The 19,793-nt window shown below is 65.2% G+C and carries 18 protein-coding genes; 13 read left to right on the forward strand and 5 right to left on the reverse strand.

Translation table 11 applies throughout. The annotated features are described in order from the left end of the window. Window positions 1-165: 165 nt before the first annotated feature. From AAFG13_RS22570 to AAFG13_RS22595, 6 genes are all read left to right on the forward strand, one after another. Window positions 166-486, forward strand: coding sequence for a hypothetical protein (locus tag AAFG13_RS22570; RefSeq protein ID WP_342708256.1), 321 nt, complete (start codon window positions 166-168; stop codon window positions 484-486). A gap of 227 nt (window positions 487-713) precedes the next feature. After that, on the forward strand, window positions 714-1,460 hold the full coding sequence (locus AAFG13_RS22575; protein ID WP_342708257.1) for an outer membrane beta-barrel protein: 747 nt from the start codon (window positions 714-716) through the stop codon (window positions 1,458-1,460). Window positions 1,461-1,691: 231 nt separating this feature from the next. Further along, the gene (locus tag AAFG13_RS22580; RefSeq protein WP_342708258.1) at window positions 1,692-3,836 is read left to right on the forward strand and encodes a HAMP domain-containing methyl-accepting chemotaxis protein; all 2,145 of its coding nucleotides are present in this window, start codon (window positions 1,692-1,694) and stop codon (window positions 3,834-3,836) included. A gap of 218 nt (window positions 3,837-4,054) precedes the next feature. After that, window positions 4,055-5,119, forward strand: coding sequence for an MBL fold metallo-hydrolase (locus AAFG13_RS22585; RefSeq protein ID WP_212317191.1), 1,065 nt, complete (start codon window positions 4,055-4,057; stop codon window positions 5,117-5,119). A gap of 175 nt (window positions 5,120-5,294) precedes the next feature. Beyond that, window positions 5,295-6,524: a 5-aminolevulinate synthase gene (gene hemA / locus AAFG13_RS22590; RefSeq protein ID WP_342708259.1), complete on the forward strand. Its 1,230-nt coding sequence runs from the start codon at window positions 5,295-5,297 to the stop codon at window positions 6,522-6,524. A gap of 114 nt (window positions 6,525-6,638) precedes the next feature. Further along, complete coding sequence (locus tag AAFG13_RS22595; RefSeq protein WP_342708260.1) at window positions 6,639-10,148, forward strand: PAS domain-containing hybrid sensor histidine kinase/response regulator; 3,510 nt, start codon at window positions 6,639-6,641, stop codon at window positions 10,146-10,148. A 2-nt stretch (window positions 10,149-10,150) separates the two neighbouring features. On the opposite strand, the gene AAFG13_RS22600 is transcribed toward AAFG13_RS22595, so the two are convergent. Next, entirely contained in the window at window positions 10,151-11,572 is a 1,422-nt protein-coding gene (locus AAFG13_RS22600) for an MFS transporter (protein ID WP_342708261.1), read from the reverse strand. Between the two features lie 95 nt (window positions 11,573-11,667). Between AAFG13_RS22600 and AAFG13_RS22605 the strand changes: the two genes are divergently transcribed. Next, window positions 11,668-12,303: a metalloregulator ArsR/SmtB family transcription factor gene (locus AAFG13_RS22605; RefSeq protein ID WP_342708262.1), complete on the forward strand. Its 636-nt coding sequence runs from the start codon at window positions 11,668-11,670 to the stop codon at window positions 12,301-12,303. 1 nt (window position 12,304) lies between these two features. Here the strand turns inward: AAFG13_RS22605 and AAFG13_RS22610 are convergent, their stop codons facing one another. Beyond that, window positions 12,305-12,979, reverse strand: coding sequence for a response regulator transcription factor (locus AAFG13_RS22610; protein WP_050630075.1), 675 nt, complete (start codon window positions 12,977-12,979; stop codon window positions 12,305-12,307). A 313-nt stretch (window positions 12,980-13,292) separates the two neighbouring features. Between AAFG13_RS22610 and AAFG13_RS22615 the strand changes: the two genes are divergently transcribed. Then, window positions 13,293-14,957, forward strand: a complete 1,665-nt coding sequence (locus AAFG13_RS22615) for an MFS transporter (protein ID WP_249132588.1) — start codon at window positions 13,293-13,295, stop codon at window positions 14,955-14,957. 108 nt (window positions 14,958-15,065) lie between these two features. On the opposite strand, the gene AAFG13_RS22620 is transcribed toward AAFG13_RS22615, so the two are convergent. The 3 genes from AAFG13_RS22620 to AAFG13_RS22630 form a co-directional block, all read right to left on the reverse strand. Further along, window positions 15,066-15,539 (reverse strand): secondary thiamine-phosphate synthase enzyme YjbQ, encoded by a 474-nt coding sequence (locus AAFG13_RS22620; RefSeq protein WP_342708263.1) that lies wholly within the window; start codon window positions 15,537-15,539, stop codon window positions 15,066-15,068. A 163-nt stretch (window positions 15,540-15,702) separates the two neighbouring features. Next, window positions 15,703-16,212: a hypothetical protein gene (locus tag AAFG13_RS22625; RefSeq protein WP_223974386.1), complete on the reverse strand. Its 510-nt coding sequence runs from the start codon at window positions 16,210-16,212 to the stop codon at window positions 15,703-15,705. A gap of 31 nt (window positions 16,213-16,243) precedes the next feature. Beyond that, window positions 16,244-16,867, reverse strand: coding sequence for a 2-hydroxychromene-2-carboxylate isomerase (locus tag AAFG13_RS22630; RefSeq protein WP_342708264.1), 624 nt, complete (start codon window positions 16,865-16,867; stop codon window positions 16,244-16,246). A 276-nt stretch (window positions 16,868-17,143) separates the two neighbouring features. Between AAFG13_RS22630 and AAFG13_RS22635 the strand changes: the two genes are divergently transcribed. From AAFG13_RS22635 to AAFG13_RS22655, 5 genes are all read left to right on the forward strand, one after another. Further along, window positions 17,144-17,515, forward strand: a complete 372-nt coding sequence (locus tag AAFG13_RS22635; RefSeq protein WP_092123093.1) for an AtpZ/AtpI family protein — start codon at window positions 17,144-17,146, stop codon at window positions 17,513-17,515. Between the two features lie 72 nt (window positions 17,516-17,587). Continuing rightward, window positions 17,588-18,337, forward strand: a complete 750-nt coding sequence (locus AAFG13_RS22640) for a F0F1 ATP synthase subunit A (protein ID WP_212317180.1) — start codon at window positions 17,588-17,590, stop codon at window positions 18,335-18,337. 55 nt (window positions 18,338-18,392) lie between these two features. Beyond that, the gene (locus AAFG13_RS22645) at window positions 18,393-18,623 is read left to right on the forward strand and encodes a F0F1 ATP synthase subunit C (protein WP_016847054.1); all 231 of its coding nucleotides are present in this window, start codon (window positions 18,393-18,395) and stop codon (window positions 18,621-18,623) included. Window positions 18,624-18,736: 113 nt separating this feature from the next. Next, entirely contained in the window at window positions 18,737-19,303 is a 567-nt protein-coding gene (locus AAFG13_RS22650; protein WP_092123089.1) for a F0F1 ATP synthase subunit B, read from the forward strand. Window positions 19,304-19,306: 3 nt separating this feature from the next. Further along, window positions 19,307-19,792 carry an ATP F0F1 synthase subunit B gene (locus AAFG13_RS22655; protein ID WP_092123087.1) on the forward strand — a complete coding sequence of 162 codons (486 nt, stop codon included), beginning with the start codon at window positions 19,307-19,309 and terminating at the stop codon, window positions 19,790-19,792. The last annotated feature ends 1 nt before the right edge of the window (window position 19,793 follow it).

Consider the following 19,793-nt stretch of genomic DNA (forward strand, 5'->3'; position numbering starts at 1 on the left):
ACCGGTTCGCGTGAAGAAAGCGCGTCAAAACAAAAATCTGGAGCCCCGTTCCGATTCAATCGGAACGGAAAAGGCTCTAGAAGTCGCATGGGCGGCGTATAGCCTGCACCTCGATCACGTCATGTGACTCACTTCACACTTCAAAGTCGCGGAACGGACCCAAGAGTGACTGGCCCAGAACTGAAGAAACTGCGCGAACATCTCGGCGAGGCACTCGGCCGGAAGCTGACGGCGGCGGATATGGCGAAGCTGTGCGGGTTACCGGCGGCCGGCGGCGCCGAAAAACTCCGCAAGTGGGAGGTCACCGGCCCGACCCCGAAGGTCGCCGCCCTGCTGCGCGTGCTGGCGATGGCGAGCGAGCACTATCCGATCCTGGAGAAGTTCGACGTGTTCGATCGCCACGACGTTCCGGTTGGGGATCGCGCCGCGCGCCGCCAGGCGTTCCGCGAGCAGATGCGCGACGACGTGCGCAAGCGATTGGACTAGCAGACGGCTTGGTTAACGGAAGCGGCACATCGCGCGCGGCCTGTTAAGCCTTCCGTCATTCCCGCTTAAGCGTTCGTTAGGCACAACAAAACGTTTCACCGCAAGGCCTGCGACTTAACGCTCCAAGTCGTCTTCCGGTGACAGCATTTTATTCAAATGCGGTCTAACGCATCGCCATGGATGGCGCCATTCACGCTGCGCCTCATGACTTGTCCGGAGACTGCCCCATGAAGAAGTTCCTGCTCGCAACCGCAGCCGCAGCTGTTGCCGTCGCTGCCTTTGGCGCGACCGCCCAGGCCGCCGACCTCGGCTCCCGTGGCTATTACCAGAAGGCGCCGGCGCCTGTTTACGCCGCGCCGCTCTACAACTGGACCGGCTTCTATCTCGGCGGCCATCTCGGCGGCGTGTTCTCGCAGAACAACACGTTCAACGGCCTCGCGCTGTCGGATTCCAGCGCCCGCTTCATGGGCGGCGTCCAGGGCGGCTACGACTGGCAGCTGTCGCCGATGTGGGTGATCGGCCTCGAAGGCCAGTATTCCTGGGTCGGCGGCCATCAGCTCAACGCGATCTTCCCGGGCGGCTACGTCTACAACAACAACCAGCGCGGCATCGCGTCGATCACCGGCCGGGTCGGCTACACCTGGGGCCCGGGCCTGATCTATGTGAAGGGCGGCTATGCCTATTCCGACAACAACGAAACGGTGACGCTGGGCGGCGCGCAGGTACCCTTCGCGCTCACCGACAACCACAGCAACGGCTGGACCATCGGCGGCGGCGCCGAATACATGTTCGCGCCGAACTGGTCGGCCAAGGTCGAGTACCAGTACTACGACTTCGGTGACAGCCGCTTCACCGCACCGGGCGCGCTGGTGCCGGTCGGCAGCTTCCACAATGACGAGCACACGGTGAAGGCGGGCCTCAACTACCGCTTCAACGTCGGCAACCTCGGCGGCCCCGCTTACGGCCGCTACTGAGCTTACGCACTACAACCAAGAGTGGAAAGGCCGGCTCGCGCCGGCCTTTTTGCGTCCGATCGCGCGCATCGATTCCGCACAGCGAACCAACGCGGCGCCGATGCGCGGCCCTGAAAAATCCCGCAGATCGTCGCAATTTTCCCGATTTTGTTAACCCGCCGCATTGATACTCCCGCGCCGGGGAAACATCCAAGAGTAGTGGCCAAGGGTAAGGCCAGGGGGTACGGGGCAATGGCGTTTCGGTTCAAGCTCGGCAAACCAAATCTCAAGCGTATCCATCTGCCGCAGATGGGTGTCAGAGGCAGCCTGTTCGCGGCATTCGCCGTGATCGCAGGCATGGCGCTCGTGATCAGCGCAGGCGCCGGCATCGTGCTGCATCAGCTCGGCGGCACCATGAGCAATCTCTCTGGCCACGACATTCCGCGGCTCGCCGCGAGCCTGCAGCTTTCCGCGCAGAGCGCCTCGCTCGCAGCCCAGGGGCCCGGCCTGCTCGCCGTGCAGAGCGAGGATGCGCTGAACGATCGCACCAAGAAGGTGCAGGAGGTCGCGCAGCAAACCAACGCCAAGCTTGGCGAGATCATCGAACTCGGCGCCGACAAATCCGTCGTCAGCGCGCTGCAGGAGAACGTCAAAAACACCGACGAGGCGACCAAGAGCCTGATCTCGGCGGCGCATGAGCGGCTCGACGTCGGTGCGCTGCGCGACAAGCAGTACAACGCGCTGCGCAAGGCGCAGGGCGCCTTCGTTTCCGCTGCCGGTCCCGCGATGCTCGACGCGCAGACCCGGCTCAACGCCATTCTCGCCGCGGCCGACGTCTCCGCTGACGCTGCCACCGAGGCCGCGCGCACCGTCGGCCAGATCAGCAACGTGCTCGCCGCCGGCAATCTGATGGCTGCCGACATGACCGCGGCGCTGTCGGCCAATTCCAGCGAGACGCTCGATGCGATCGAGGCGGAGTTCAAGAAGGGCCGCGAGCGCGTCAAGTCCAACCTCGAGGACCTGCCGAACAATCCGGCGATCGTTGCGGTGCGCGACACCGCGGAGAAGCTGCTCGTGCTCGGCGAAGGCAAGACCGGCGTGTTCAAGATCCGCCAGAAGGAGCTCGATTCGATCGATTACGGCCAGACCATCCTGGAAGAGACCCGCAAGCTCAATGTCGGGCTCGGCATCAGCGTTCAGCAGCTGGTCGAGGCCGTGCAGAAGGATACCGACTCCGCGACTTTCCAGGCGCGGCAGCAGATCTCGCTCGCGACCACGGTGATGATCGGGCTCGGCGCGCTGACGCTGGTGGGCTCGTTCCTGTTCGTCTGGCTCTATGTCGGGCGCAACATCCTGCGCCGCATCCGTGGCCTGCAGCGCTCGATGCGGCTGTTGTCCGACGGCGACCTCGACACCGAGATCCCGCAGAGCCGCCAGCGCGACGAGATCGCCGTCATGGCCGACTCGTTGCAGGTATTCCGCGAGAGCATGATCGAGAGCCGCGAGCTCACCGAGAACCAGAACAAGGACCGCTCCGCCAAGGCCGAGCGCGCCTCGCGCATGGAGAAGCAGATCGCGACGTTCGAATCGACGGTCCGCACCGCGCTCGGCAGCCTGCAGGGCGCGGCGAACTCGATGCAGTCGACCGCGCAGAGCATGTCGGCGACCGCCGACCAGTCGAGCGCATTGGTCAACGCGGTCGCCTCGGCTGCCGAGGAGACCTCGGTCAACGTGCAGACGGTGTCGGCCGGCACCGAGGAACTGTCGTCGTCGATCTCCGAGATCGGCCGCCAGGTCGTCACCTCGGCGGAGATCGCCCGCAAGGCGGTCGAGGAAGCCAGCGCCACCGACACCACCATGCAGGGGCTTGCCGACAATGCCGCGCGGATCAGCGTCGTGGTCGACCTGATCCAGACCATCGCCTCGCAGACCAATCTCTTGGCGCTCAACGCCACCATCGAGGCGGCGCGCGCCGGCGAGGCCGGCCGCGGCTTTGCCGTCGTCGCTTCCGAGGTGAAGAACCTGGCGAGCCAGACCGCCAAGGCGACCGAGGAAATCCGCCAGCAGATCGTCAGCATGCAGGAGGTGACGACGACGGCGGTCACCGCGATCCGCAACATCTCGAGCACGATCGGCGAGATCAACGACGTCACCACCGCGATCGCCGCTGCTGTCGAGGAGCAGGGCGCGGCGACCCGCGAGATCGCCCGCAACATCCAGCATGCGGCGGGCGGCACCAGCGAGGTGTCGAGCAACATCGTCGGCGTCTCGACCGCCTCGGCAGAGGCCGGCGCCGCGGCCGGCGAGGTGCTCAGCGCCTCCGACGCGCTGCGCCGCGAGGCCGACGTGCTGCGCTCGGAGATCGACGGCTTCCTGTCGAACATAAGGGCGGCGTAAGCCATTGCCGTCATTCCGGGGCGATGCGACAGCATCGAACCCGGAATCTCGAGATTCCGGGTTCGCCTCTTCGAGGCGCCCCGGAATGACGGCGCGAACCAGCGCGCCGGTTGGTTTGATCCGGATTACGGAAATTCCCCGATTTCCCCCCCCATTCTCCGGACGACTATCTGATTTTTCGGCTGGCGCGGCGGCCCGGGTCCCGCTAAGTCCGTAGCATGCATACGAAGACCGACAGCCTTCCCTCCTCGGCGGAGGCATTGCGATACCCCTGGGAGAACCACCCCGGCCACGACCAGGTCGTGGAGGTGGCCCCCGGCGTGCTGTGGGCGCGGCTGAAGCTGCCGTTCCGCCTCAACCATGTGAACATCTATCTGCTCGCCGACGGCGACGGCTGGACCATGGTGGATGCCGGCTTCGGCAATGAGGAATCGATCGCGGCCTGGACCACGCTGTTCGAAGGACCGCTGAAGCACGTCAAGGTCAAGCGGCTGATCGTGACGCATTCGCATCCCGACCATGTCGGTCTCGCCGGCTGGATCACCGAGCGCTTCGACTGCCCGCTGTACATGTCGCAGGTGGAATACCTGCAATCGGTCTATCACCAGAACCGCGGCACCGAGGAACGGCGCAACGCGCAGCGGCTGTTCTTCCGCCGCCACGGCATGGACGAGGACCTGACCGAGAAGCTGCTCGGCCGCGGCCAGGACTACCTGAAGCGGGTGTCGGTGCTGCCGCCGTCCTATCACCGCCTCACCCATGGCGACGAGGTCGTGATCGGCACGCGGCGCTTCAAGGTGATCACCGGCGGCGGGCACGCGCTCGACCAGGTGATGCTGTATTGCGCGGCCGACAAGCTGTTCCTGTCCGCCGACCAGGTGCTGAGCAAGATCTCGCCCAATGTAAGCGTCTGGGCGGTCGAGCCCGAGCAGAATTCGCTCGGCGAATACCTGGCCTCGCTGGCCAGCCTGACCACCACCCTGCCCTATGACGTGATGGTGCTGCCCGGCCATGGCGTGCCGTTCTACGGGCTGAAGACCCGGATCAAGCAGCTCGCCGATCACCATGAGGAGCGCTGCCGGCTGATCGCCGAGGCCTGCCGCGAGGTGCCGCAGACCTCCAAGGAACTGGTCCCGGTGGTGTTCCACAAGCACGTGCTGGACGAGCACCAGATGGGCTTCGCCGCCGGCGAGCTGGTCGCCCATGTCAATTACATGCTGGTCGAGGGCCGTCTGACGGCCGAGATGCACGACGACGGCATGCTGCGCTTCAAGACGACCTGAGACCGACCGGGCCGTAATGCCCCGGGCAATTTGACCGAAATCAAGCCGGATAGACGGCCGCTAGGGCAATTTGCCCAACTGCGACGCATGCCCAAATGTGGGCCAATGCATGGACATTAGAGCTGGAAAAGCTCTAAGAAGAGTCAGGTTTTCCGGTCAGTTTCTGGGTTTGCCGATGAATTACAGCCAATTTTTCCAAACCGCCCTCAACCGCCTGCATGACGAGCGGCGCTACCGGGTGTTCGCCGACCTCGAACGGATCGCGGGACGCTTCCCGCACGCGACCTGGCACTCGCCGAAGGGCAGCCGCAACGTCGTGATCTGGTGCTCCAACGACTATCTCGGCATGGGCCAGCACCCCAAGGTGGTCGGCGCCATGGTCGAGACCGCGACCCGCGTCGGCACCGGCGCCGGCGGCACCCGCAACATCGCGGGCACCCATCATCCGCTGGTGCAGCTCGAGGCCGAGCTCGCCGATCTCCACGGCAAGGAAGCCTCGCTGCTGTTCACCTCGGGCTATGTCTCGAACCAGACCGGCATCTCGACGCTCGCTAAGCTCATTCCGAACTGCCTAATCCTGTCGGATGCGCTGAACCACAATTCGATGATCGAGGGCGTCCGCCAGGCCGGCTGCGACCGCCAGATCTTCCGCCACAACGACGTCGCGCATCTCGAAGAACTGCTGATTGCCGCCGGCCCCGACCGGCCGAAGCTGATCGTCTGCGAGAGCCTCTATTCGATGGACGGCGACGTCGCGCCGCTCGCGAAGATCTGCGATCTCGCCGAGAAATACGGCGCCATGACCTATGTCGACGAGGTGCATGCGGTCGGCATGTACGGCCCGCGCGGCGGCGGCATCGCCGAGCGCGACGGCGTGATGCACCGGATCGACGTGCTCGAGGGCACGCTCGCGAAGGCGTTCGGCTGCCTCGGCGGCTATATCGCGGGGCGCGCCGAGATCATCGACGCGGTGCGCTCCTACGCGCCGGGCTTCATCTTCACCACCGCGCTGCCGCCGGCGATCTGCTCGGCCGCAACCGCTGCGATCCGCCATCTGAAGACCTCGAACTGGGAGCGCGAGCGCCACCAGGACCGTGCCGCCCGCACCAAGGCGATCCTGACCGCCGCCGGCCTGCCTGTCATGTCGAGCGACACCCATATCGTGCCGCTGTTCGTCGGCGACCCCGAGAAGTGCAAGCGCGCCTCCGACCTGCTGCTCGAGGAGCACGGCATCTACATCCAGCCGATCAACTATCCGACGGTCGCCAAGGGCACCGAGCGGCTGCGCATCACGCCCTCGCCCTACCATGACGACGGCCTGATCGACGCGCTGGCCGAGGCCCTGCTCCAGGTCTGGGACCGGCTCGGCCTGACCCTGCACCAGAAGTCGCTGGCCGCCGAGTAACCCTATCCGCGTCCACCCCCGAATTTGGGCCGGCCGTGCATCGCACCGCCGGCCCTTTGCGTTATAATCCTGGCACCCGGCCCTCCCAGCGGCCGGGACAGGAGATGAGCAGCGATGCTGCACGACTGGGGCGTTATCGCCACGGCGTTCGCCTACATCGGATTGTTGTTCTTCATTGCCAGCCGCGGCGACCGCAGGTCGGCGGGTGCGCGCGGCCGTGCCAGCCAGTGGATCTATCCGCTGTCGCTGGCGATCTACTGCACCTCCTGGACCTTCTTCGGCTCGGTCGGCTTCGCCACCCGCACCAGTGTCGACTTCCTGGCGATCTATGTCGGCCCGATCGTGATGATCGGGCTCTGCACCCCGCTGCTGCGCCGCGTCATCGCGCTCGCCAAGTCGCAGAACATCACCTCGATCGCCGACTTCATCGCCGCGCGCTACGGCAAGAGCCAGGCGGTCGCGGCCACCGTGGCGCTGATCGCGATCATCGGCTCGGTGCCCTACATCGCGCTGCAGCTCAAGGCGGTGGCCTCATCGCTGGAAACCATCCTGAGCGAGGATCAGGCGTTCTCGAAAATCCCGATCATCGGCGACATCGCGCTGATGGTGACGCTGGCGATGGCGGTGTTCGCGGTGCTGTTCGGCACCCGCCACACCGACGCGACCGAGCACCAGCACGGGCTGATCCTGGCGATCGCCGCCGAATCCATCGTCAAGCTGGTCGCCTTCATCGCCGCCGGCGCCTTCGTCACCTTCTGGATGTTCTCCCCGGTCGAGCTCTACGAGCGCGCCCTGAAGACCCCGGAGGCGGTACGCGCGATCGAATATGTGCCGTCGATCGGCAACTTCCTGATCATGACGCTGCTGTCGTTCTGCGCGGTCATGCTGCTGCCGCGCCAGTTCCACGTCAGCGTGGTCGAGAATTCGACGCCCGGCGAGGTCACCCGGGCGCGCTGGCTGTTTCCGCTCTACCTCGTCGTCATCAATATCTTCGTGATTCCGATCGCGATCGCGGGCCTCGTCATCTTCCCGTTCGGCGCCGTCGACGCCGACATGTTCGTGCTGGCGCTGCCGATCGAGGGCAATTCGCAACTGCTCAGCCTCGCGGTGTTCGTCGGCGGACTTTCGGCGGCGACCGCAATGGTGATCGTCGAATGCGTCGCGCTGTCGATCATGGTCTCCAACGACATCGTGCTGCCGCTGGTGCTGCCGCGCAGCGACGATGCCCGCGCCGGTCAGAAGGACTTTGGCGACTTCCTGCTGAAGGCGCGCCGCTTCTCGATCTTTGCCATCATGGTGCTGGCGTATTTCTACTATCGCGCGCTCGGCAACACCCAGCTGGTCGCGATCGGCCTATTGTCCTTTGCCGCGATCACCCAGCTCGCGCCGGCATTTTTCGGCGGCCTGTTCTGGCGCCGCGCTACCGCACGCGGCGCCATGGCGGGCATGCTGGTCGGCTTCGCGATGTGGCTCTACACGCTGTTCATCCCGAGCTTCCTGGAAAACTCGACCACCGGCCTGATGCTGCTGCAGCATGGGCCGTTCGGGATCGAGGCGCTGCGGCCGCAGGCGCTGTTCGGCGCCGATTTACCGCCGCTGCTGCACGGCGTGCTGTGGAGCCTTGCGCTCAACATCCTCACTTACGTCGTGTTCTCGCTGGCGCGCGCGCCGTCCGCGATCGAGCTGTTGCAGGCCGACGTGTTCGTGCCCAATGCGCTGGCCCCGATCGCGCCGAGCTTCCGGCGCTGGCGCACCACGGTGACGGTGCAGGACATCGAGAGCACGGTGACGCAATATCTCGGCCCCGACCGCACCCGCGAGGCCTTCGCCTCGTTCGCCGTCGACCGCAACGTCGTGCTGCTGGCCTCGGCACCGGCCGATTTCGAGCTGCTGCAGCATGCCGAGCGCTTGATCGCGTCCTCGATCGGGGCGGCGTCCTCGCGCCTCGTGATGTCGCTGCTGCTGCAGCGGCGGACGGTGTCGGCCAAGGCCGCGCTGAAGCTGCTCGACGACTCGCACGCCGCGCTGCATTTCAACCGCGAGATCCTGCAGACCGCGCTCAATCACGTGCGTCAGGGCATCGCGGTGTTCGACGCCGATCTGCAGCTGATCTGCTCCAATCGCCAGTTCTCCGAATTGCTCGCGCTGCCGCCGCATTTGGTGCAGCTCGGCATACCCCTGCCCGAGATCCTCGAATTCATGGGCGCGATCAGTCCGCCGCCGGCTGGTGACAGTGACAACCTGCTGCAACTGCGGCTGCGCGCCTACACCACCGAGGGCGAGCCCTATCTGGAACGCTTCACCGACCGCCACCTGGTGATCGAGGTGCGCGCCAACCGCATGCCCGGTGGCGGGCTCGTCATCACCTTCTCCGACGTCACGCCGAGCTTCGAGGCCGCGGAGGCGCTGGAGCGCGCCAATGCGACGCTGGAAAAGCGGGTGCGCGACCGCACCGAGGAGCTGACGCGGCTGAACTCGGAGCTCGCGCTCGCCAAGGGCATCGCGGAAGACGCCAACGCCTCCAAGACGCGTTTCCTGGCGGCGGCCAGCCACGACATCCTGCAACCGCTCAATGCGGCGCGCCTCTATGTCACGAGCCTGGTCGAGCGCCAGAACGGCGGCGAGGATTCGCGCCTGGTCGAGAACATCGACGACTCGCTCGAGGCGATCGAGGACATCCTCGGCGCGCTGCTCGATATCTCCAGGCTCGATGCCGGCGCCATGACGCCGGCGATCACGAGCTTCCGGATGGCCGATTTGATGCGCTCGCTGGAGATCGAGTTCATGCCGATCGCGCGCGACAAGGGCCTCGATCTGCGCTTCATCGCCTGCTCGCTGCCGGTCGAATCCGACCGCTCGCTGCTGCGCCGGCTGTTGCAGAACTTCATCTCCAACGCGATCAAATATACCCCGCGCGGCCGCGTGCTGATCGGCTGCCGGCGCCGCGGCAACGCGCTCCAGATCAGCATCTTCGACACTGGCGTCGGCATCCCCGTGCAGAAGCGCGGCGAGATCTTCAAGGAATTCCATCGGCTCGAGCAGGGCGCCCGGATCGCCCGCGGCCTCGGTCTCGGCCTGTCGATCGTCGAGCGGCTGGCGCGCGTGCTCAACCACCGCATCGCGATTTCGGCCAATGTCAGCGGCGGCTCGGCGTTCTCGGTCACCGTGCCGGTCGCCACCGCCGTCAACCATACCGCGGCCGTCACCACCGCCACGCCGCTGTCGAAGACGCCGATGAGCGGCTCCCTGATCGTCTGCATCGAGAACGATCCCGCCATCCTCGACGGCATGAAGACGCTGCTGACGGCGTGGGACGCCGAGGTGATCGCGGTGCTCGATGCCGACGGCGCGATCAGCGCGATCGAGGCCGCCGGCGGCCGCGTCACCGGCGTGCTGGTCGACTATCACCTCGATCGCGGCAACGGCGTCGCTGCGATCCGCGAGATCCGCCGCCGCTTCGGCGACGGCATTCCGGCGATCCTGATCACCGCCGATCGCAGCCCCGCGGTGCGCTTGGCCGCGCGCGAGGAAAACATCGCGGTGCTGAACAAGCCGGTCAAGCCGGCCTCGCTGCGCGCCCTGCTCGGACAATGGCGCACCCAGCAGATGGTGGCGGCGGAGTAGCCTTACGACCGGCCGGCCTGACGCCTGCGCAGCGCCCGCAGGCGAAGTCCGGCCGCAACGGCGAGCATGGCCGGCACCACGAAGCTCGCCGGCACCCAGAAGGCGGCGCGCGCCATCGTCGCGTCGGCAATCGCAGCGGACAGGCCGCTGGCATTCGCGATCAGCCCCGCGATCGCCGCACCGAACGCAAAGCCCATCTGCTGGATGGTCGGGACCGACGAGGCCGCGACCACTTCGTCGCCCGCCTTGGCACTGTCCATGATGCGATGTGCGACGAGCGGCCAGCACTGGCCGATACCGGCTCCCAGCATCGCGATCGCCACGACCAGCAGGATGATCGACGCCGCGCCGTCCGGACCGAGCCACCCGATCGCGGCGAGACTCGCTGCCATGATCGCAGGACCGGTCAGCATCAGGCGGTCCGCGCGGCGGGCCGACACGCCGGCCGTCAGCAGCGAGGCGGCGCTCCAGCCCAGCGAAGCGCAGGCGACGGTGAAGCCGGCCGAGAGCGGATCGAAGCCGTGCAGTTGCTGCAGGAACATCGGCACGTAGATTTGCAACGGGCTGAAAGTGATGCAGAGCAGCAGCGCGAGCCACAGCCCGACGCCGGTGCCGGTGCGCCAGGAGAACGCGTCGCTGGGCAGTAGCCGGGGTGACGCCAGACGATCGAGCCGGAGCATCGCGACGAACGAGACGATCGCCGTGACGATCAGGCCGAGCTTCAGCAAGGACGACCCGGCAGCGGAGGTGGCCGACGTCGCGGCGATGGCAAGGCAGATCAGCGCGACACGGCCCAGCGGCAAGCGCGCCGGCGACGCGCGCTGCGCCGCCGTGACCGGCGGCAGCACGAAGAAGGCAGCGATCGCCAGCACGGCGGCCGTTGCGGCGCTGGCGACAAAGGCGCCGCGCCAGCTCGCGAAATGCGCGAACAACCCGCCGACCAGCGGGCCGATCAGCACCGACATGCTCCAGCTCGTCGACATCAGCGCGATGGTTCGCGACCACATCTGCTCGGGAAACGTGCCGCGCACCAGCACATAGGCGACGGCAGCCTCGAGGCCGCCGCCGAATCCCTGGATCAGCCGGCCGGCCACGATCCAGCCCATCGCGGGAGCGAGCGAACACAGCACGGCGCCGACGCCGAAGATCGCAACGCCCACGCAGTAGACCTGCCGGGCGCCGAGCGCGGTGGAGAGCACGCCGACGCAGCTCGCCGCGACGATCGAGGACGCCAGGTAGGCGGTAGTCGGCCAGCTCAGCATGGCGACGCCGCCGAGTTCGCCGACGATCGACGGCAGCACCGTCGTCAGCATCAGCACATTCATGGATTGCAGCAGCACACCGCCGAGCAGGATGGCCAGTGTCGAGATCCATTCGCGCTTGAGGAGCGATCGCCACCCCTCGCGGACTTCTTGTTGCTCCATGTCGGAGTTTCTCCTTCCGGACTGGCGCCAAGGCAGTTGCACGCGGCGGCGATTTCCGGTTATTTTAGATAGCATCTTGTTTCTAAAATAGGCCAATGAGTCAAGACGACGCGCGCAGCCAGGATCGCATCCTGTTCGAACTGAAGACGCGCGGCCCGCAGACGGCTGCCGGCATCGGCGCGCGCCTCGACATGACGCCTGCCGGTGCGCGCCAGCACCTGCTCAAACTCGAAGCGGTGGGCCTCGTCGAAAGCGGCGATGAACGCGAAGGGCGCGGGCGGCCGCGGAAGTATTGGCGGCTGACGGCGCGCGGCCACGCGCGCTTCCCCGACCGCCATTCCGACCTCACGCTTGATCTGCTGCGGTCGATGCATGAGGTGTTTGGCGAGCGCGGCCTGGAGACGCTGATCGCGCATCGCGAACGCGCCGGCATTGCCGACTACCGAAAGGCGGTCGGAACCGAGGGCTCACTCCGACAGCGGCTCATGGCGCTCGCACGGATCCGGAGCCGGGAAGGCTATATGGCGAGCGTGGTCAAGGACGCCGGCGGCTTCCTGCTGATCGAGAACCACTGCCCGATCTGCGCGGCGGCGGCAGCCTGTCAGGGCCTCTGCCGCTCCGAGCTTGCGGTGTTTCGCGCCGTGCTGGGCAGCGATGTCGTGGTCGAGCGCGTCGATCACATCCTGGCCGGTGCGCGGCGCTGCGCGTACCGGGTGATGCCGGCCGCGTGAGTCAGCTCGACGGCGTGCCCTGGCGCCACTGGCCGCCGGCGATCTTGGCGGCGGCGATCACGGCCTGGGTGCGGCTTTCGACGCCGAGCTTCTGCAGGATGGCCGAGACATGGGCCTTGATGGTCGCTTCCGAGACGCCGAGCTCGTAGGCGATCTGCTTGTTGAGCAGCCCCTCGGACAGCATCATCAGCACCCGCACCTGCTGCGGGGTCAGCGTCACCAGGCGGTCGCGCAGCCGCGTCATGTCGGGATCGCCGGCCGCCGACAGATCGGTGTCCGGCGGAACCCAGACGTCGCCCTCCATCACCTTCATGATGGCGTCACGCAGTGTCTCGACGCCGAAGCGCTTGGGGATGAAACCGGAGGCGCCGAAATCGAGCGAGCGGCGAATGGTTCCGGCATCGTCGCTGGCGGAAACGATGACCACAGGAATCGCCGGATACTGCGCCCGCAGATAGATCAGGCCGGAAAAGCCGCTGATCCCCGGCATGCTCAGGTCGAGCAGGATCAGATCGACCTCGGAGTCCCGCTCCAGCAGCGCGGTCAGGTCCTCGAACGATCCGGCCTCGCTGATCGTGGCCGAACTCACGACGCTGGACACCGCCTGACGCAACGCATCGCGGAACAGCGGATGGTCGTCGGCGATGACAAGATGAGTATTGGCAGCAGCAGTCATCTCAGTCCCACAAGCGGGCTTTGGCAAGCCCGCGCCGTTCGGTTGTCGCCCGCGTGGCAGTATCACGCAAGCCCTTGATAATACCAGATGCCAACGCAGTTAACCCGCCGAGCTTGTGCGCCGCAACAGACGCACGCGGGGACGTTCCATTTCATTCTACCCCTCGAAGATAAGTTCAAGCGTGCAAAAGCCAAAAGTCTTATTGGGACGGGTTTCACTGCGATGTTACCCTCGAATGAAGCCCAGGCTCATTCGAGCCTAGTCAGCCAGGCGGGGCTCGCATGGCAGCAATAATTCGGGGGGAGCAATCCAGATGTCCACAATGACTGCAACTTCGGCGCGGCCCGCCGGCATGACGAAGGATGAGCGTTTCGTCATCCTGGCGTCGTCGCTCGGCACCGTGTTCGAGTGGTACGACTTCTATCTCTACGGTTCACTGGCCGGCATCATCGGTGCGCAGTTCTTCTCCGACTATCCGCCGGCGACACGCGACATCTTCGCGTTGCTGGCCTTTGCCGCGGGCTTCCTGGTGCGTCCGTTCGGCGCCATCGTGTTCGGCCGGGTCGGCGACATCGTCGGCCGCAAATACACCTTCCTCGTCACCATCCTGATCATGGGCATGTCGACCTTCATCGTCGGCCTGTTGCCCAGCGCCAAGACCATCGGCATCGCGGCGCCGATCATCCTGATCTCGCTGCGCCTGTTGCAGGGCCTCGCGCTCGGCGGTGAGTATGGCGGTGCGGCGACCTATGTCGCCGAGCATGCGCCACAGGGCAAGCGCGGCTACTACACCTCGTTCATCCAGACCACGGCAACGCTCGGACTGTTCCTATCGCTGCTGGTGATCCTGTTCACCCGAACCTTCACCGGTGAGAAGGACTTCGCCGATTGGGGCTGGCGCATTCCGTTCCTGGTCTCGGTGCTGCTGCTCGGCATCTCGGTCTGGATCCGTCTGCGGTTGAACGAATCGCCGGTGTTCCAGCGGATGAAGGAGGAAGGCAAGACGTCCAAGGCGCCGCTGACCGAAGCCTTCGCGACCTGGAGCAACGCCAAGATCGTGATCCTCGCCTTGTTCGGCCTGACCATGGGCCAGGCAGTGATCTGGTACACGGGCCAGTTCTACGCGCTGTTCTTCCTGCAATCGATCCTCAAGGTCGACGGCTACACCGCCAACCTCCTGATCGCATGGTCGCTGTTGCTCGGCACCGGCTTCTTCCTGGTGTTCGGCGCGCTGTCGGACAAGATCGGCCGCAAGCCGATCATCCTGGCGGGCTGCCTGCTCGGCGCACTCACCTTGTTCCCGATTTTCAAGATGATCACAACCAACGCCAATCCGGCGCTGGAAAAGGCCTATGAGACGGTCAAGGTGCAGGTCGTTGCGGATCCCGCCGGCTGCGGCGATCTGTTCAATCCCGTCGGCACCCGCGTCTTCACGGCGCCTTGCGACACCGCCCGCGCTTTCCTCGCCCAGTCGTCGGTGAAGTACGCCACCGTGCCGGGCCCGGCCGGCTCGCCGGTGAAGGTCACCGTCAACGACAAGGACGTGCCGTACACGGACGCCAAGACGTCGAACCCCGCCATCACAGCGGCGGTGCAGGCGGCGGGCTATCCGAAGCCGGGTGACGCCGGCGTCGTGAAGATGTCGAACCCGTTCGACGTCTTCCGTCCGCAGGTGGCTGCGACCATCGGGCTGCTGTTCATCCTGGTGCTCTACGTCACCATGGTCTACGGCCCGATCGCCGCGATGCTGGTCGAACTGTTCCCGACCCGCATCCGCTACACCTCGATGTCGCTGCCCTATCACATCGGCAACGGCTGGTTCGGCGGCCTGCTCCCGGCGACCGCGTTCGCGATCACCGCCTCGACCGGCGATATCTACTCCGGTCTCTGGTATCCGATCATCTTCGCGGCAATCACCGTCGTGGTCGGCGCGCTGTTCATTCCGGAAACCAAGGACGTCGACATCACCAAGACCTGACCGCAGGTCCTGATCAGTCGTCATTCGCAATCAAAATGCATCGGCCGCGGAGCGATCCGCGGTCGATGTCGTTTTGGAAGCCAGGCCTTGGAAGCGAGGTCTAACCCGTCAGCGCGTGGCGCCGATGAATTGCAGCACGATCTCGCGCCGGTGCGCCCTGGCGCGATGCTCGATCAGATAGATGCCCTGCCAGGTGCCGAGCGCCATCTCGCCATCGAGCACCGGGACCTGCAGCGAGGTCGCCGTCAGCATGGTCTTGATGTGCGCCGGCATGTCATCGGGGCCTTCGGTGTCGTGACGCCAGCCGCCGTCTTCGGGCGCGGCGCGATCGAGCGCCGTCATCAGATCGACCAGCACCGTCGGATCGGCATTCTCCTGGATCGTCAGCGAGGCCGAGGTGTGACGGATGAACAGCGTCACCGCCCCCTCGCCGGCGCGCACCTCGCGCAGGAATTTCGCGACCTCGCGCGTGATGTCGGTGAAGCCGGCGCCGGACGTTTCGACCGTCAAGCGCGACGAGGCGATGCTGGTCGCTGCGACCGAGGATGGTGCCGAGCGCGACATGGTTCTCGCTGAATTCATCTGCAGTCTCTCAACTCGTCGTCCCGGCGAAGGCCGGGACCCATACCCCGCGGCCCCTCATGTTCAAAGACTCGGAGTGGATATCCTTTGTAACCAATACGCTTCGGTGGTTATGGGTCCCGGCTTTCGCCGGGACGACACCGTGGATGTTGCAAACGCCGTATCAAATCTTGCCGCCATTGACGTCGCGCTGCACGCGATTGGCCATCTCGATCAGCCGCCGCCAGGCCCGCTCCACGAACGACATCATGCGATCCATGTCGCGGTCGCTCGGCAGCGGGATCTCGATCTTGCGCTCGCCCTCGGCGACCTTCGGCTCAGCCTTCTTCAACGAATCCGATTTCGGCAACGCCTCGTCGGTCTTGGCCGATGGTGCGCGCGCGGCGAGCTCGCCTTTCAGCCTGTCATTGTCGGCCTGCAGGCGGCCGATCTCGGCATCCAGCGCTGCGCGCTCGTCGGGCACCATGTAACAGGCCCAGCCCGCGCTGGAATTGGTGCAGGTCGACACCGCACCGGTGCGGGTGTCGAGCCGCAGGAAGCCATCGCCGGCCGGTGACAACGCATAGCGGCCGTTCTCGGTATCGGGCGCGGTTTGCGCGAGCGCGGCGCCGCTTGAGATCAGGATGGCAACGATTGCGATGGACAATTTCGAGGACGACATCGCGATGGGCATGGCTTGCTCCGCCTCAACCTGATTCCTGCCCCTAGACCACAGAGCTATAGGGCTTGCGGCCTGACTTCAACGCGTCCTCGAGCAATTCGATCCGGTCCTGCCCCCAGAAGACCTCGCCATCGAGCACATAGCCGGGCGAGCCGAACACGCCGGCGTCCAATGCATTCTGGCGATTCTGCTCATAGACCGCGCTGATCGCATCGGAGCCCGAGCGCTCCACCAGCTGCCGGCCGGGCAAGCCTGCATCGTCGGCGAGCTTCACCAGCGTTGCAGCATCGGCAAGATTGAGCTCAAGCTCCCACACCGCGGGATAGGCGCGTTGCAAGAACGGCTCGGGGTCGAGGCCGGCCTCGAGCAGCGCGATCACGACGCCATCGGCAAGCCGCCCGTTGAACGGCCAATTGGCCGGCTGCAGGTGAAAATTCAGCCCGCGCTTGTCGCGCCAGCGCTGCAATTCGATCATCCGGTAGCGCTGCCGCACCGGATGGCGCTGGGCGAGCGGCAACCCGCCGGTCTCCGAGAACAAATCGACCAGCAGCACGGGCCGGTAATTTACCTTGAGATCGTAATCGTTTACGAGCCGCACGAAGGGCTTGTGACCGATATAGGCCCAGGGCGATTGCAGCGAGAAGTAGTAATCGATCTGGCGTGACATGCGGAACCCTGACTGCGTGAGAGGATAAGGACTTTCGGTGATCCCAGCAGAGCCGGAAATGCCAGGCAACATCGCTTCAAAGCATACAAGCTGTTGCACTGCGAACACTGCGTCACTCTGACCTTGAATATCTTCAAATAAATCCAGCAGAATCAAAGCAATAACTGGTTACGACGCAATCTTGACTTGATTAGACGCGGTAAGTATGGTCCGCGCGGCTTTTGACGGGGACGGGCGCAATTTCCATCATCCGCGGCTTCGGTTAGTGTTTGCAGCATGGCTGAGAACACCAACGACGGCGCAGGTGGAAGTCGCGATCAATCGCCTCCTGACGAAGCTGCGCTTTCCGCAAGGCTCGGAAGTCTCGATCATCGGTTGTCAGAAATTCGCGACAGCCGCAGGAGCAAGACTGATCAATCCGGTACTGAAAGCGGGGACAGTGCGGCCAGAGCTTCGGCGATGGCGCTCGGTTTTCGTCTTTCCTCGGAGCTGATCGCGGGCGTTGCCGTCGGAGCGGCGATTGGCTGGGGATTCGACCGTTTGCTGTCGACGTCGCCATTCGGCTTCATCGTGTTGACGCTGCTCGGCTTCGTCGCCGGCGTGTTCAACGTGGTGAGGTCCGCGGGCGTGGCCTCGGGCAAGCGCTGAGCGCTGGCGGGAAGTCACGACATTTGAAATTCGATTACCGGCACGATGGCCGGTGGACCAAGAGCCGCGCGGATGAAAATCGACCCGATCCACCAGTTCAATATCGAGCCCCTCTTCACGCTCGGCCACATCGGCAATCACACGATCGCCTTCACCAATTCGTCGCTCTACATGTTCATCGCGGTGCTGCTGATTGCACTGCTGATGCTGGCGAGCAGCCGGGATCTGGTTCCGGGACGGCTGCAGTCGGTCGCCGAGATCTCCTACGAGTTCGTCGCCAGCACGGTTCGCGGCAACGCCGGTGCGGAAGGCATGAAGTTCTTCCCGCTGATCTTCTCGCTCTTCATGTTCATCTGCGTCTCGAACCTCGTGGGCATCATCCCCTACACCTTCACGATCTCGAGCCACCTGATCGTCACCGCAGCCCTTGCACTCCTGGTGTTCTTCACCGTCCTGATCTACGGCCTCTACAAGAACGGTCTGAAATTCTTCAAGATCTTCGTCCCCTCCGGCGTTCCGCTGTACATCCTGCCGCTGGTCATGTTCATCGAGGTCCTGTCGTTCTTCCTGCGGCCGGTCTCGCACAGCGTGCGTCTGTTCGCCAACATGCTGGCCGGCCACATCGCGCTCAAGGTGTTCGCGGGCTTCGTCGCGATGCTCGGCTTCTCGCTGGGCGCACTCGGCTGGTTCGGCGGCGTGCTGCCGCTGGCGCTCACGGTCGCGCTGTACGCGCTCGAACTGCTGGTCGCGTTCCTGCAGGCCTACGTGTTCGCGATCCTGACCTGCATCTACCTCAACGACGCCATTCATCCGGGACACTAAGCGGTCCGGGGAATCTCCACCCACCAATCTGTCTATCTTTCTCAAGGAGCTACAAATGGAACCGGCAGCAGCAAAACTTATCGGCGCGGGCATCGCGTGCATCGGCATGGGCGGTGCGGGCGTCGGCGTGGGCATCATCTTCGGCAACTACCTCGCCGCTGCGGTGCGTAACCCCTCGGCCGCTCAGGGCCAGTTCGGCAACCTGATCTTCGGCTTCGCCGTGACCGAAGCGCTCGGCATCTTCTCGCTGCTGATCGCGCTGCTTCTGCTGTTCGTTCCGCTCTGAGCGGCACCCCGGTTCCGCTTTAGCGGCAACCCGGTTCCGCTCTCGCGGTAACCCGTCGCGCCGCCCAAAGGTCGTACAATGGGCGGCGCGCATGACAGCAACAGGAGAACACCGTGGCTGAGAGTCATGGCGAGGCAAAAGGCCAGAATGCCGGCGCCCACACCGAGGCCGATGGCGGACATCACGGCGGAACCTTTCCGCCGTTCGATTCCTCCAATTACGCCTCGCAGCTGGTGTCGCTGGCGATTGCATTTGTCGCGCTCTATCTGATCGTGTCGCGTATCGCCCTGCCGCGCGTCGGCGGGACGATCGATGCACGCCAGAACAAGATCGAGGGCGATCTGGCCGAAGCGCAGAAGCTGAAGGACGAGTCCGACGCGGCGCTGAAGGCCTATGAAACCGAGCTGGCGAATGCGCGCTCCAACGCGCAGGCGATCGGCAACGAGACCCGCGAGAAGCTGAACGCGGCCTCGGAAGTCGAGCGCAAGGCGCTGGAAGAGAAGCTGGCGGCCAAGCTCGCCGACGCCGAGAAGCAGATCGCAACGACCCGGACCAACGCCATGAGCAACGTCCGCGGTATCGCGGCGGATGCGGCCGGCGCCATCGTCCAGCAACTCGCCGGCGTCACGCCGGACGCGAATGCGGTCAACAGCGCCGTCGACGCGTCGCTGAAGGGATAGACGATGTTTTACGAACCGGAAACCTGGGTTGCGATCGCCTTCGTCATTCTGCTGGTCGTGTTCGGCTACCTCGGCGTCCATCGCACCCTGCTGACGGCGCTCGATCATCGTGCCGAGCGCATCAAGGCTGAGCTGGATGACGCCCGCCGTCTGAAGGACGAGGCCAACAAGCTGCTCGGCGAATACAAGGCGCGCCGCGCCAGTGCGGAGCGCGAAGCCGCCGACATCATCTCCAATGCCAAGGCCGAAGCCGAACGGATCGCGGCTGAAGCCAAGGCCAAGATGGAAGATTTTGTCGCCCGGCGGACCAAGACCGCCGAGGGCAAGATCGCCCAGGCCGAGGCCCAGGCCGTGGCCGATGTGCGCGCCGCCGCGGCCAACGCCGCCGTGACCGCCGCCTCGACCATCCTGTCGCAGTCGGTCAAGGGCTCGGTTGCCGACGACCTCGTCGGCAAGGGCATCGCCGAAGTTCGTTCCAAGCTGAACTGAC

The organism is Bradyrhizobium sp. B124 (assembly GCF_038967635.1).
Lineage (GTDB): Bacteria > Pseudomonadota > Alphaproteobacteria > Rhizobiales > Xanthobacteraceae > Bradyrhizobium.